This window comes from Streptomyces sp. NPDC002730 (assembly GCF_042888805.1).
Taxonomy (GTDB): domain Bacteria; phylum Actinomycetota; class Actinomycetes; order Streptomycetales; family Streptomycetaceae; genus Streptomyces.
The window spans coordinates 57,796-70,916 of sequence record NZ_JBIAQG010000015.1; the positions used below are offsets into that span (position 1 = coordinate 57,796).

The following is a 13,121-nucleotide window of genomic DNA, read 5'->3' on the forward strand; positions in this document are numbered from 1 at the left end:
CTCCGAACGGCCGGCACTCGAGCGGCAGCGCCCACACCCTCCGCGCCGACACCGCCATCGCTCGAAACGACCTGACCAAGACCTCCTGGAGACTCCGCAATGACCGAGAGCACCACCATCCGCTGGGAACAGGACGAGACCGGCGTCGTCACCCTCGTCCTCGACGACCCCAATCAGTCCGCCAACACGATGAACCAGGCCTTCAAGGAGTCCATCGCCGCGATCGCCGACCGCGCCGAGACCGAGAAGGACTCCATCCGCGGCATCATCTTCACCTCCGCCAAGAAGACCTTCTTCGCGGGCGGGGACCTCAAGGACATGATCAAGGCCGGTCCGGAGGACGCCGAGGCCGCCTTCGAGGCCGGCATGGGCATCAAGCGCGCCCTGCGCCGGATCGAGACCCTCGGCAAGCCCGTCGTCGCCGCCATCAACGGCGCGGCCCTGGGCGGCGGTTACGAGATCGCCCTCGCCTGTCACCATCGCATCGCCCTCGATGCGCCCGGCTCCAAGATCGGCCTGCCCGAGGTCACCCTCGGCCTGCTGCCCGCGGGGGGCGGCGTCACCCGCACCGTACGGCTGATGGGCATCGCGGACGCGCTGCTGAAGGTCCTGCTGCAGGGCACCCAGTACAGCCCGCAGCGCGCGCTGGAGAACGGCCTGGTCCACGAGGTGGCCGCCACCGACGAGGAGATGCTCGCCAAGGCCCGCGCCTTCATCGACGCCCATCCCGAATCGCAGCAGCCCTGGGACGTCAAGGGCTACAAGATCCCCGGCGGGACCCCGTCCAACCCGCGGTTCGCCGCCAACCTGCCCGCATTCCCCGCGAACCTGAAGAAGCAGACCGCCGGTGCGCCCTACCCCGCCCCGCGCAATATCCTCGCGGCGGCCGTCGAGGGCTCCCAGGTCGACTTCGAGACCGCGCAGATCATCGAGGCCCGGTACTTCACCGAGCTGGTCACCGGGCAGATCGCCAAGAACATGATCCAGGCGTTCTTCTTCGACCTGCAGGCAGTCAACTCCGGCGCCAACCGCCCCAAGGGCATCGAGCCGCGCCCCGTCCGCAAGGTCGCCGTCCTCGGCGCCGGGATGATGGGTGCGGGCATCGCCTACTCCTGCGCCCGCGCGGGCATCGAGGTCGTCCTCAAGGACGTCACGGCGGACGCGGCCGCCAAGGGCAAGGCGTACGCCGAGAAGCTGCTCGCCAAGGCGCTCTCCCGGGGCCGTACGACCGAGGCCAAGCGTGACGCACTGCTCGCGCGCATCACGCCGACCGCCGACCCGACGGACCTCGCCGGCTGCGACGCCGTGATCGAGGCGGTCTTCGAGGACACGGCCCTCAAGCACAAGGTGTTCCAGGAGATCGAGGACATCATCGAGCCGGACGCGCTGCTCTGCTCCAACACCTCGACGCTGCCCATCTCTGTCCTCGCCGAAGGAGTGTCGCGGCCCGTCGACTTCATCGGGCTGCACTTCTTCTCGCCGGTCGACAAGATGCCGCTCGTCGAGATCATCAAGGGCGAGCACACCGGCGACGAGGCGCTGGCCCGCGCCTTCGACCTGGTCCGCCAGATCAACAAGACCCCGATCGTCGTCAATGACTCGCGCGGCTTCTTCACCTCGCGCGTGATCGGTCAGTTCATCAACGAGGGCGTGGCGATGGTCGGCGAGGGCGTCGACCCCGTGTCGGTCGAGCAGGCCGCAGCCCAGGCCGGCTACCCGGCCAAGGTGCTCTCCCTGATGGACGAGCTCACCCTCACCCTCCCGCGGAAGATCCGCAACGAGACGAAGCGCGCGGTCGAGGAGGCAGGCGGCAGCTGGACCGGGCATCCGGCGGACGGGGTGATCGACCGGATGGTCGACGAGTTCGGGCGCACGGGCCGCAGTGGCGGCGCGGGCTTCTACGAGTACGGCGAGGACGGAAAGCGGACCGGGCTGTGGCCGGGCCTGCGCGAGCACTTCACGCGTTCCGACATGCATGTGCCCTTCCAGGACATGAAGGAGCGGATGCTCTTCTCCGAGGCGCTGGACACTGTGCGCTGCCTGGAGGAGAACGTGCTGATCTCGGTCGCCGACGCCAATATCGGCTCGATCATGGGCATCGGCTTCCCCGCCTGGACGGGCGGTGTGCTGCAGTACATCAATGGCTACGAGGGCGGGCTGTCCGGTTTCGTGGCGCGCGCGCGTGAGCTTGCCGAGCGCTACGGCGAGCGCTTCAACCCGCCTGCGCTGCTGGTCGAGAAGGCGGAGCGAGGCGAGGTCTTCACCGACGCGTGACGCCGGGCCCGGGCCGCGCTCAGCTCTCCCGGCTGGACGCGGCCCGCGTCAGTCCTGCTGGCTGAACGCGGCCCGCAGTTCCTCCTTGAGCGACCGCTGGAAGGCCGTCACCAGCGCCTGCACCACCATCGGCTGCATATGGGCGGACAGCGACTTCATCGCCGCCACCTGCTCGGGGTCCGGCTCCTGCTCGCGGTACGGATTCCATACCTCGTCCCGGAACAGCCTGGTGAGCTCGCGCGCCGCCGAGCGGGTGTGCTCCAGCAGGACCGTGCGGGCGGCGAGAATCGTCTCGTGCGCGATCGGTACGTCCAGCAGCTGCACACCGAGCCGCAGCAGGCCCGGGTCGAGCCGGTAGCCGTCCGAGTCCGCCGCGACATCCGCGCGCTCCAGGACACCCATCGCCGCGAGCCGGTCGATGTCCTGCTCACTCAGCGTGCGGCCCGCGCGGCGCTCCAGGTCGGCGCGGGTCGCCTCCTCGGCCGAGTCCGGCGCCCAGGAGGCGACCAGCGCGCGGTGGATCGCGAGGTCGTGCGCGCTCAGGTCCGGTGGCAGCTGCTCCAGATAGCGCTCGATCGCGGCAAGGGTCATGCCCTGGTGCTGGAGCTCCTCGATGAGGGCCAGGCGGGAGAGATGGTTCGGTCCGTAGTGACCGACGCGGCGGGGTCCGATCGCCGGAGGCGGCAGGAGTCCGCGCGTGCTGTAGAAGCGGATGGTGCGTACGGTGACCCCGGCGCGCGCGGCCAGCTCGTCGACGGTGAGCGTCGGCTCCTCGGTCTCGGTCGCCATTTGTGCGCCTCGCTTCCCGCTGCCCGTTCCTGATCTCCGTGCAGTGCAACAGTATTGCTGTCTCACCACTGTTGTGAAAGCGTCCGCCGATTGTCAGTGGTGGTCCGTACGGTGGGTGCATGTCCGAGATCGAGTACGTCCGGGGGGACGCCACCGCGCCGCAGGGCAAGGGGGTGAAGCTGATCGCGCATGTCTGCAACGACCTGGGCGGCTGGGGGAAGGGCTTCGTGCTGGCGATATCGCGCCGCTGGCCGGAGCCGGAGGCGGCGTACCGCCGCTGGCACCGGGAGCGCGCCGGCAATGACTTCGGGCTCGGCGCCGTGCAGTACGTCCAGGTGGCGCCGTATCTGTGGGTGGCGAACATGGTGGGGCAGCGGGGGATACGGACCGGCAGCAAGGGGGTTCCGGTGCGGTACGAGGCGATCGACGCGGCGCTCGGGGCGGTGGCCGGGAAGGCGGCGGAGCTGGGGGCGTCCGTCCATATGCCGCGGATCGGGTGCGGTCTCGCGGGCGGGAAGTGGTCGCGGATCGAGCCGCTGATAGCGGGACGGCTGACGGCGCGGGGGATATCGGTGACGGTGTACGACCACGAGGGCTGAGCGTCGCGCTGCCGCACTGCTCGGCCGCACTGCTCGGCCTCCGCGGCACGCGGTGGGCTCGCGCCGAAGCCACCTGTCCGAACAGCGCGGCGGGCGTGCCCAATGGATGGCACGCCCGCACGCATCAGCGAGTCGGTCAGCCATTCGGTCGGCCAATCAGTACACAGCCACGCCGTACACGCTGAGTGCTTCCCGCACCGGCTGGTGGATGGCCGAGCCGTTGGTGCCCGTGCAGCCGGAGCTGCCCGAGTGGATGCCCAGGGCGGTGGAACCCGCGAAGTGCGCACCACCGCTGTCGCCGGCGGCCGAACAGGCGGTGGTGCGGACCATGCCGTAGGTCGGCCCTTCGACGTAGTTCACGGTGACGTTCACGGCGGTGACCCTGCCGCTGGTCACGCGCGTGGTGGAGCCGCTCTTCCGGATGGCCTGGCCGACGATGGCGTTGGCCGCGGTCGTGATGTCCTGGTAGCTGCCGTTGTAGAGGTTGACGTTTCCGGCGGGCAGGGCGCCACCCGTGTACCGCACGATGCCGAAGTCGTTGCCCGGGAAGCTGGTCCCCCTTCGGAGCCCGATGATCGGGCCGCCTGGTGACGCATACCAGTTGACGGCCTCGTTGGTGCAGTGACCGGCCGTCAGGAAGTATCGGGCCGTGCCCTTCGAGACGTTGAAGGCCGCCGAGCAGCGGAAGCCGCCACCGTAGATCGCGTTGCCCCCGGCTACCTCCCTCTTGAAGACTCCGGGCACACGCTTGATCCGTACGGCGTCGCCGAGACCTGCGGCCACCTTCTGCAGCTGGGTCATGGAGGGTGCGGAGACCGACCGGTCGGCTTCGATCGCGACCTGGTTGGTCGAGGGGTCGATGCCCCACGAGGTGCCGGTGATCTTCGCCTGGGCCTCGAGGGTGTCCATGGCCGCTTCGAGCCGTTCCGTGCTGCGCTTGACGAGCTTGGCGCGTGCCCCGGCGGCCCGTACCTTGTCGGCCGAGGCTGCATCGGTGACGGTGACGACCAGTTCGCCCGTTTTGGCGTCGAGATACGAACCGGCGCTGTGGTCGCCGAGGGCGCGTTCGAGCATGCTGTCGAGGCTGTACTGCGTCGGGGATGCGGTGACGCCCGGCACCGGATCCGGGGCGGCCCCGGCGGTGCCCGGGCCCAGGCCGACGATGGGCAGGGCGAGGATGACGGAAAGGCAGATGCGCGCGCGGAGCGTGCGTCTCATGGGGGCTTCTCCTTCGAACGAGTCCGCGGTGGGGGGATTCGAGGAGAAGTTTCGTCTGGATCAGTTCGGAGCGCGGACGCGACGTGGCATGACCCCGCCATGCATCCAGAAGCCGCGAGAACGCCGAACCACCCACCCGTTCGGGGGAGTCACGGATGGACCTGGACCGTGGCCGCGGTCAGCCGCCGGACCCCGTGCAGCAACGCGTGCTCGGCGGCCAGGGCCACCGCATGCGCCTGCCGCACCGTCAGCGCCGGGTCGACCACGATCGAGGTCTCGGCCCGCAGATCGTGCCCGAGCCAGCGCATTCGCACGTCCCGCACGGCCCGTACGCCCTCGACATGGGAGAGCGCGTGCTCGGCCTCGTCGACCAGCGCCGGGTCCACCGCGTCCATCAGCCGGTGCCAGATCTCGCGCGCCGCACCGCGCAGCACCACCGCGATCGCCCCCGTGATCGCGAGCCCGATCAGCGGATCGGCCCACCGCCATCCGAGTACGGCTCCGCCCACGCCCAGCAGTACGGCCAGTGAGGTGAAACCGTCGCTCCGGGCATGCAGTCCGTCGGCCACCAGCGCGGCCGACCCGATCCTGCGGCCCGTACGGATCCGGGCCCTTGCCACCCACTCGTTGCCGGTGAAACCCACCAGACCGGCCGCGGCCACTGCGGCCAGATGGCTGACATCCTGCGGCTCGAACAGCCGCCGCAGCGCCTCGTACCCGGCGAAGACCGCCGACGCGGCGATCACCAGCACCACGAAGACGCCCGCCAGGTCCTCCGCCCGGCCGAAGCCGTAGGTGTAGCGGCGGGTGGCTGCCCGCCGGCCGAGGATGAAGGCGAGGGCGAGCGGCAGAGCGGTCAGCGCGTCGGTGGCGTTGTGGACCGTGTCACCGAGCAGCGCCACCGAACCCGACGCGGTCGCGATCACCGCCTGGACGGCGGTCGTGGCGGCAAGCACACCGAAGGAGAACCACAGCGTCCGCAGCCCCTCGGCCGATCGTTCGAGGGCGGCGTCGATGCGGTCGTGGGTGTGGTGATGGTGGTGACCATGGACGTGCCCGTGACCCGTCATGGTCACCACCCTGGCGCATCAAATCCCTTGCAGCCACTGCCGAAAAGCGGCCGCTGACCAGCTGCGAAGGGTTTGCGACTACTGTCCGGACGCGATGACCGGGTAGTGGTCGGAGAGGTTGGTGTAGGTGTACTTCGTGCCCCAGCTGGAGACCGTCCAGGGCGCGCTCTGCTCCTTGATCACCTCATTTGTCCAGCCTGCCGGCTTCGCGTGCCCGGCCCGGTGCAGGACGTAGTCCAGGTCCTCGCGCGGGTCGTTGGGATAGCGCTCGGAGGCGATCGAGTTCTCCTTCGTGTCGAATGAGTACGGGTGCCCGGTGCGCGCGTCCGCCCCCACGAGGCCGGCGTCGGCGAGCATCGTCGCGTACTCCGGCGTCCGCGAGTCGACATTGAAGTCGCCCGCGACCAGGACCTGTTCGGACGCCGGGATGCTCTTGGCGTCGAGGAAGGCGTCGATGGCCTTGAACTGGCGGCTGCGCATCTGCGCCGCCTCGCCCGCGCCGCAGCCGGGGTCGGTCGACTGAGCGTGCGTGCCGACCACATGCACCTTCGCGCCGTTCACATTCAACACGACGTAGACGAAGCCCTTGTTGGACCACCAGTCCGCCCCGCAGGCGTCCTTGTAGACGTACTGCTCCTTGCGGACGACCGGCCACTTGCTGAGCACCGCGACCCCGCCGTCCTCCGGGGTGGTGGCCGAGTACGAACCGCCGGTCGCGTCCCAGCCGTCCTTGCTCCGCCCCATCACCGGGGTCTGATACGGATACTGGGCTGCGGCCTTCTGCTTCAGCGCGTCCGACGAGGAGTTGTCGAAGGCTTCCTGCACAACGACGACGTCCTTGCCCTGGAAGAACGTGGTCGCGGGTATGGCCGCGGCCCGGTGGTCCTGGCCCCAGTTGGGGTACAGCGTCTTGCTGAACAGGAAGGTGTTGTACGTCAGCACTTTGAGGGACGGCGTCGCCTCCGCCGGTGCGGCGGAGGCCGTTGGAGCCGTTCCGGTGAGGACGGCGGCGGCGAGGGCGGTGGACAGGACTGCGCCAGGGATACGGCGGAGCACGGAGTGCGGCACAAGGACTCCAGAGTCTGGTGGGGGGTACGACCGGCGCCGCACATCCAATCAGCCGGAGTTACCTCCTGGTAATGACCAGGTGTCCACTTTCTTTCCACAGCCTCACGATCACACCAACTCCCGGAACCCGTACGATTCTTCGCACACATGGAGGATCGACGGCGCCGTCGAGCAGGCCGAGCAGCTGAGCGCCGAGGCCGCGGCCCAACACGCCGACTACGAGGCCGCTCGCTGAAGCCCGCCATGACGCCGCCCGCACCCGCCAGCGGGCGCACGAGGGGGCGTGGCACTGTGCGGACCCATGTACTCCCGCACAGGAGAGTCGCAGTTTACAATTGCTAGCGAGTTGTTCACGGGCCTCGTCAACAGCGCTGACACTGATTCAGACCGGGCTCGGACCCGCCAGGAGCGCACAGATGAGCAGGGCCGCAGCAGAACCCGTACCGCTCCCGCCCGGCGGAGTGCTCTGGACCTACGCCGGCGACATCCGGGCCCTGCTCATGCTGCCCGCCGCCCTCACCCTGCAGGTCGCTCACCCCGCCGTCGGCGCGGGCGTCGACGACCATTCCGTATTCCGCACCGACCCCTGGGGCCGAGGAGAACGCTCCCTGCACTCGCTCCAGCTCTGGGTGTACGGCGGCGAGGCGGCGGCCGAAGAGGGCCGCAGACTGCGCGAGCTCCACAAGACGATCCGGGGCACCGACGCCCACGGCCGTCGCTACCACGCGCTCAGCCCCGCCTCCTACTCCTGGGTCCACGCCACCGGCTTCCCGGTCTATCAGCACGCGCTGCGCTATCTGGCGCCTCCGCTCACCGAGGTCCAGGAGCGGCAGCTGTACGCGGAGTGGCTCCAGGTCGGCCGGATCCTCGGCATCCACGACCGGGACATGCCGCAGACGATCGAGGAGTTCTGGCCGTACTACCGCAAGGTGCTCGCAGACGAGATAGAGGCGACCGTCGTCGTACGCGAACTGATCGCCACGAACCAGCCGGTGCCGCCGCCCGACCGCGGGCCGCTCGCGGTGAGACTGCTGCTCAGGACGGTGTGGCCGCTGCTGCTGCCTCCGCTCGCCCGCTTCCGCCGCTTCATGACGATCGGGCTGATGCCGCCCGACGCACGCGAGGCGATCGGCCTGGAGTGGACGGACGAGCAGGAGCGGCGGCTGCGCAGAGTCGCCCGGGTCGTACGGACCGTGGTTCCCGTGCTCCCCGAGCGACTGCGTTACCTCCCGCTCGCGCGCGAGGCGCGACGGGCCGCCCGGCTCAGCCGGTCAGCCCGCCCCGTGCGATGACGTCCGCGTACCAGCGGGCGCTGTCCTTGAACGTACGGCGCTGGGTCGCGAAGTCGACATGGACGATGCCGAACCGCTTGCTGTAGCCGTAGGCCCACTCGAAGTTGTCCAGCAGCGACCACAGGAAGTAGCCGCGCACATCCGCGCCGTCCTCGATCGCCCGGTGCACCGCCGCGAGGTGGGACCGCAGATACGCCACCCGCTCGGGATCATGGACCGCGCCCGACGGATCGGCGTAGTCGTCGTACGCGGCACCGTTCTCGGTGATCACCAGCGGTACGCCCGGCAGATCGTCGCGCAGCCGGATCAGCAGCTCGTGCAGGCCGTCGGCATCGACCGGCCAATCCATCGCGGTACGCGGACCGGGCGCGGGCAGAAAGCGGACGTGCTGCTCCGCGCCGGCCCACGGCGAGGGCGAGTCCGACGACCCCGCCCCGACGACCGTGGGGGAGTAGTAGTTGATGCCCAGCGAGTCGATCGGCGTGGAGATGCTGTCCAGATCGCCGTCCTGGACAAAGGCCCAGTCGGTCACCGTAGCCGTGTCATGGACCAGATCCTCCGGAAGGCGGCCGTGGAACACCGGATCGAGGAAAATCCGGTTCCCGACGGCGTCGATCCGGCGAGCCGCGTCCCGGTCGCCCTCGGAGTCCGTGAGCGGCCGCACCGCGTGCAGGTTGAGCGTCAGCGAGATCTCGGACGTCGACGGCAGCGTGGCCTGCAGCGTCTGCGCGGCCCACCCGTGCGCCAGGTTGAAATGGTGCGCGGCGCGCAGCGAGGCACTCGCGCTGGTGCGCCCCGGGGCGTGCACGCCGGAGCCGTAGCCGAGAAACGCGGCGCACCACGGCTCGTTCAGCGTGGTCCAGGTCTTCACCCGGTCCCCGAGCGCGTCCGCCATGATCCCGGCGTACTCGCCGAAGCGCTGGGCGGTCTCGCGCTGCGGCCAGCCGCCCGCGTCCTCCAGCTCCTGCGGCAGATCCCAGTGGTAGAGCGTGGCCACCGGCCGGATGCCCGCCTCGAGAAGCTCGTCGGTGAGCCGACGGTAGAAGTCCAGCCCCTTCTGTACGGCGGGACCGCGCCCGGTCGGCTGCACCCGCGGCCAGGCCACCGAGAACCGGTAGTCGGTGACGCCGAGCTGCTTCATCAGCGCGACGTCCTCGCGCATCCGGTGGTAGTGGTCGGCGGCGATGTCGCCGGTGTCGCCGTTGCGGACCTTGCCCGGCGCACGGCTGAAGGTGTCCCAGATGGACGGCGTACGGCCGTCCTCCGCCGCGGCGCCCTCGATCTGGTACGCGGCGGTGGCAGTGCCCCAGCGGAATCCGGCCGGGAACCGGAGGTCCGTCGTCGTCTCGGGGCGTGCGTCGACAGCGGTCATGACGTGGAACTCCCAGGAATAGAGATGGAGCGGTGCGGGGGAGGGGGTCAGCCCTTGACGGCGCCCTGCATGATGCCGCCGACGATCTGCCGGCCGAGCAGACCGAAGACGAGCAGCACCGGGAGAGTGCCGAGCAGCGTGCCCGCCATGATCACGGACTGGTCGTGGACATAGCCGCCGCCGAGCTGGCGCAGGGCGACCTGCACGGTCGGCTCCTGCGAGGAGAGCGCGACGATCGGCCAGAAGAAGTCGTTCCACGCGGCCATGAAGGTCAGCATTCCGAGCACGGCCATACCGGGCCGGGCGATCGGCACCACGATCGACCAGAAGATCCGGGCGGTGGATGCGCCGTCGACCCTGGCCGCCTCGATCAGCTCGTCCGGCAGCGACTGCACCAGGTACTGCCGCATGAAGAACACACCGAAGGCGGAGACCAGACCGGGCAGGATCACGGCCTGCAGCTGGTTCACCCACTGCAGCTTGGCGATCAGCATGAAGAGCGGGATCACACCGAGCTGTGGCGGGATCATCATCGTGCCCACCGTGACCGCCAGCAGCGCGCCGCGGCCGCGGAAGCGCAGTTTGGCGAAGGCGAATCCGGCGAGCGTGCAGCAGAGCACCGTGCCGACGGTGATCGAGCCGGAGACGATGAAGGAGTTGAGGAGAGCCTTGCCGATATCGGCCTCCTCCATCACCGCCTGGAAGTTGTGGAGCAGATTCGAGCCCGGCAGCAGCGTCGGCGGCACCTTCGCCAGATCGGCGTTGGAGCGGCTGGCGGCGACGATCGTCCAGTAGAAGGGGAACGCCGAGACGAGGACGGCGGCGATCAGGATCGCGTACGCGAGCTTGCCGCCCTGCATCGTGCGCCCGGCCCGGTTCCTCGTCCGGCGCGTGGGCCCGGGTTGTGTGCCCTCGGCGGCCGGTTCGGTCGGCGGAGCGGCGAGCACGGTCATCGGCCGGCCTCCTTGCGGGAACGGCGGTGCGCGATCAGGGCGTTGACCCCGACCAGCACCAGGATCAGCAGAAACATCACCCAGGCGATGGCGGCGGCCCGGCCCAGATGGAAGAAGCCCCAGCCCTGCTCGTACATATAGAGCCCGAGCGTCTGGTACTGGTGCGATATACCGCCGGAGATGGAACCCTCGAACAGCAGCGGCTCACCGAAGAGCTGGGTGGCGCCGATCGTCGAGACGACGACGGTGAAGAGGATCGTGGGACGCAGCCCCGGCAGGGTGACATGGATGAACTGCCGCCAGCGCGAGGCCCCGTCCATCTCGGCGGCCTCGTACAGCTCGCTCGGGATGGACTGCATGCCCGCCAGATAGATCAGCGCGTTGTAGCCGGTCCAGCGCCAGATGACGATGGTCGATACGGCGATCTGTGAGGAGACCGTCCCGGCCTGCCAGTCCACCGGATCGAAACCGACAAGGCCCAGCACATAGTTGATCAGGCCGAAATCGCGGCCGAAGAGCTGCGCGAAGACCAGGGTCGCGGCGGCGACGGAGGTCGCGTACGGCAGCAGCATCGCCGTGCGCAGGAAAGTCCGGCCGCGCAGCCGGTAGTTGAGCAAGTGGGCCAGGCCCAGCGCCATCACCAGCTGTGGGACGGTGGACAGCACCCCGATGGTGAACGTGTTGCCCAGTGCGGTCCAGAAGATCTCGTCGCCGAAGAGTGCGGTGTAGTTGCCGAAGCCACGCCACTCCATCTCCCCGGGCGTCTGCAGCTCGACGCGGTAGAGCGAGACGAAGGCCGTGTAGATCAGCGGGAAGAGCCCGAAGGCGGCGAACAAGGTGAAGAACGGAGCGATATAGGCGTACGGCGAGAGCGTGCGCCAGGTGCGGTGCGCGGCCGAGGGCCGGGGGGAGACCGGTTTCGCGCTGGCGGTGAGGGTCACGGTGCGGCCCTTCGAGGAGTGGGAACGGGAGGTTGCGGAAGACCAGCAGCCGGAGGCCGGTCCGGCGAAATCAGGACCGGCCGGAATCAGGACCGGCCTGAGGAAGTTGAGCGGTGCCGGGGAGGTTCGGGTGGCGTCCCGCACTTCCCCGGCACCGCTGGGTCAGCCGGTGGCGTTCTCCACGTTCTTCTTCGCGGTCGACCAGGCCTTGTCGGGCGAGGTGCCCTTGCGCTCGACCTCACTCAGCGCGTTGGTGATCTGGTCGGCGACGCTCTTGTCATGGACTCCGAGGACCTGGACGGGTGCCGCCTTGGCGGCGTCGCCGAAGATCTGGCCGATCGGCGCGTCCGAGAAGTACGGGTCCTTGGCCGCCGCGACCTTGGCGATGGCGCCGGTCGATGACGGGAAGTTGCCCTGCTTGGTGAAGAGCTTGGCCTGCTGCTCGGGGGCGGTGAGCCACTGGATCAGCTCGTACGCCTCCTTCCTGTGCTTGGCGGCACGGGGGATCGAGAGATACGAACCGCCCCAGTTGCCGGCGCCTGCGGGCAGCTTGGCGATGTCCCACTTGCCCTTGCCTGCGTCACCGGCCTGGCCCTTGATGTAGCCGAGCATCCAGGCGGGGCAGGGCATGGTGGCGAACGAGCCGGCGGAGAACGCCTGGTTCCACTGCGGTGACCACTGGTCGAGCTTGGCGCTCAGGCCCGACTTCGCCGCCTCGGCCGAGGCGTCCCAGGCGGCCTTGACTGCCGGGTTGTTCTCGTAGATCAGCTTCCCGGAGGCGTCGTAGTACCGCTCCTTCTCCTGGCCGATCATGATCGTGTAGAGGCTGCCGACGCTGTCCATCCAGGCGCTCTTGGCCGGAGCCTTCTTCTTGTACTCCTTGCCGAGCGCCAGATAGCCGTCCCAGGTGGACCACTTCTTCGCGAGCTCCGCGCGGTCGGTGGGCAGACCGGCCTGCTTGAAGAGGTCGGAGCGGTAGCACATGGCCTCCGGGCCGACATCCGTGCCCAGGCCGAGGACCTGGCCGTCCTTGCCGGTCGCCGCCGACCACTTGGCCTCGGCGAACTGGTCCTTGAGCTTGTCGGCGCCGTACTGCTTCAAGTCCTCGAACTTGTCGGACTGCTGCTGGGTGACCGCGGCGATCCGGCCCACCTCGATGCCCTGCACATCCGCGAGGCCGCCACCGCCGGCGAGCCGCGTCTGCAGCGACTTCCAGTAGTCCTGCTCGTCCTCGGTGTCGGTCTGCTTGATCTTGACGTTCGGGTGGAGCTTCTCGTACTCCGCGTAGAGCCCGGCCTCCTTGTAGCCGAAGGATCCGAAGAGGTCCACGGTGAGCGTGACCTTGCCGCCCGCACTGTCGGATGCGCCGTCCGACGATCCGGATCCACAGGCGGCGAGCAGTGCCCCTGCGAGCGCGACCGCACCCAGGCGGACCGCGGTTCTCTTGGCGGCTCGGGCGTTGGGCATGGGAAGCCTCCCTTGGCTTCGGTGGAGCGAGATCGCTTGAGAGCGCTCTCAGAGATGCGTCTGGAGCGTGCCCCGGAG

The 13,121-nt window shown here is 69.2% G+C and carries 12 protein-coding genes; 4 read left to right on the forward strand and 8 right to left on the reverse strand.

Going from position 1 to position 13,121, the window contains the following annotated elements; translation table 11 throughout:
- Nucleotides 1-99: 99 nt before the first annotated feature.
- Nucleotides 100-2,274 carry a 3-hydroxyacyl-CoA dehydrogenase NAD-binding domain-containing protein gene (locus ACFYXH_RS33210; RefSeq protein WP_389570946.1) on the forward strand — a complete coding sequence of 725 codons (2,175 nt, stop codon included), beginning with the start codon at nt 100-102 and terminating at the stop codon, nt 2,272-2,274.
- Between the two features lie 48 nt (nt 2,275-2,322).
- Here the strand turns inward: ACFYXH_RS33210 and ACFYXH_RS33215 are convergent, their stop codons facing one another.
- Nucleotides 2,323-3,063, reverse strand: coding sequence for a MerR family transcriptional regulator (locus ACFYXH_RS33215; RefSeq protein ID WP_389570949.1), 741 nt, complete (start codon nt 3,061-3,063; stop codon nt 2,323-2,325).
- Nucleotides 3,064-3,182: 119 nt separating this feature from the next.
- Between ACFYXH_RS33215 and ACFYXH_RS33220 the strand changes: the two genes are divergently transcribed.
- On the forward strand, nt 3,183-3,662 hold the full coding sequence (locus ACFYXH_RS33220; protein WP_327327253.1) for a macro domain-containing protein: 480 nt from the start codon (nt 3,183-3,185) through the stop codon (nt 3,660-3,662).
- A gap of 156 nt (nt 3,663-3,818) precedes the next feature.
- Here the strand turns inward: ACFYXH_RS33220 and ACFYXH_RS33225 are convergent, their stop codons facing one another.
- The 3 genes from ACFYXH_RS33225 to sph all read right to left on the reverse strand — a co-directional run bounded on the left by ACFYXH_RS33225 (nt 3,819) and on the right by sph (nt 7,018).
- The gene (locus ACFYXH_RS33225) at nt 3,819-4,880 is read right to left on the reverse strand and encodes a S1 family peptidase (RefSeq protein ID WP_389570952.1); all 1,062 of its coding nucleotides are present in this window, start codon (nt 4,878-4,880) and stop codon (nt 3,819-3,821) included.
- A 149-nt stretch (nt 4,881-5,029) separates the two neighbouring features.
- A complete protein-coding gene (locus ACFYXH_RS33230; RefSeq protein WP_389570955.1) occupies nt 5,030-5,950 on the reverse strand; it encodes a cation diffusion facilitator family transporter in 921 nt (306 codons plus the stop codon).
- Nucleotides 5,951-6,028: 78 nt separating this feature from the next.
- Nucleotides 6,029-7,018 (reverse strand): sphingomyelin phosphodiesterase, encoded by a 990-nt coding sequence (gene sph, locus ACFYXH_RS33235; RefSeq protein ID WP_389570957.1) that lies wholly within the window; start codon nt 7,016-7,018, stop codon nt 6,029-6,031.
- Nucleotides 7,019-7,097: 79 nt separating this feature from the next.
- Between sph and ACFYXH_RS33240 the strand changes: the two genes are divergently transcribed.
- Together ACFYXH_RS33240 and ACFYXH_RS33245 are read left to right on the forward strand one after the other, a co-directional pair.
- Nucleotides 7,098-7,253 carry a hypothetical protein gene (locus tag ACFYXH_RS33240; RefSeq protein ID WP_389570960.1) on the forward strand — a complete coding sequence of 52 codons (156 nt, stop codon included), beginning with the start codon at nt 7,098-7,100 and terminating at the stop codon, nt 7,251-7,253.
- Nucleotides 7,254-7,434: 181 nt separating this feature from the next.
- Nucleotides 7,435-8,310, forward strand: a complete 876-nt coding sequence (locus ACFYXH_RS33245) for an oxygenase MpaB family protein (RefSeq protein WP_389570962.1) — start codon at nt 7,435-7,437, stop codon at nt 8,308-8,310.
- Here ACFYXH_RS33245 and ACFYXH_RS33250 read toward each other — a convergent pair.
- The 4 genes from ACFYXH_RS33250 to ACFYXH_RS33265 all read right to left on the reverse strand — a co-directional run bounded on the left by ACFYXH_RS33250 (nt 8,282) and on the right by ACFYXH_RS33265 (nt 13,043).
- Nucleotides 8,282-9,682: a GH1 family beta-glucosidase gene (locus ACFYXH_RS33250; protein WP_389570963.1), complete on the reverse strand. Its 1,401-nt coding sequence runs from the start codon at nt 9,680-9,682 to the stop codon at nt 8,282-8,284. The two genes, ACFYXH_RS33245 and ACFYXH_RS33250, sit on opposite strands and share 29 nt — an antisense overlap.
- A 47-nt stretch (nt 9,683-9,729) precedes the next feature.
- Nucleotides 9,730-10,635, reverse strand: coding sequence for a carbohydrate ABC transporter permease (locus ACFYXH_RS33255; RefSeq protein ID WP_389570965.1), 906 nt, complete (start codon nt 10,633-10,635; stop codon nt 9,730-9,732).
- A complete protein-coding gene (locus ACFYXH_RS33260) occupies nt 10,632-11,576 on the reverse strand; it encodes a carbohydrate ABC transporter permease (protein WP_389570968.1) in 945 nt (314 codons plus the stop codon). The genes ACFYXH_RS33255 and ACFYXH_RS33260 overlap by 4 nt, the downstream gene beginning before the upstream one ends.
- Nucleotides 11,577-11,738: 162 nt before the next feature.
- The gene (locus tag ACFYXH_RS33265) at nt 11,739-13,043 is read right to left on the reverse strand and encodes an extracellular solute-binding protein (RefSeq protein ID WP_389570971.1); all 1,305 of its coding nucleotides are present in this window, start codon (nt 13,041-13,043) and stop codon (nt 11,739-11,741) included.
- Nucleotides 13,044-13,121: the final 78 nt, after the last annotated feature.